The sequence below is a fragment of the Oleiphilus sp. HI0117 genome (genome assembly GCF_001635235.1).
The window spans coordinates 1-365 of sequence record NZ_LWGA01000348.1 but is presented as its reverse complement, the minus strand read 5'-3'; the positions used below and the strand labels follow the sequence as shown (position 1 = coordinate 365).

Annotated in this window: 1 protein-coding gene; it reads left to right on the top strand. The window is 43.3% G+C overall.

Going from position 1 to position 365, the window contains the following annotated elements:
• On the top strand, nucleotides 1–260 hold a 260-nt coding region (locus A3757_RS04260), incomplete at its 5' end, for a sodium ion-translocating decarboxylase subunit beta (RefSeq protein WP_068739213.1).
• Nucleotides 261–365 lie beyond the last annotated feature (105 nt).

The window sequence follows — 365 nt, the reverse complement described above, 5'->3', positions numbered from 1 at the left end:
GTATGGCTGCATTTGCAGTAGGTACCGGTACTGGTGTAATCATGGCTAAGTTGATGAACGTATTTAGTACTAACAAAGTTAACCCTCTGATTGGATCTGCTGGTGTATCAGCTGTTCCAATGGCTGCTCGTGTATCGAATAAGGTTGGTCTGGATAATAATCCTCAGAATTTCTTGTTGATGCATGCGATGGGGCCAAACGTAGCAGGTGTTATCGGTTCTGCAGTTGCTGCGGGCGTTATGATCAAGTTCTTAGGCTAGGAAGCCAGTAGTACTACTATAGAAACCCCGGCTTGTGCTGGGGTTTTTTTATTTGTGGGGCTAAGATAATAACTGTGAGATATCTTTTTATTGTTAACAGGGTTG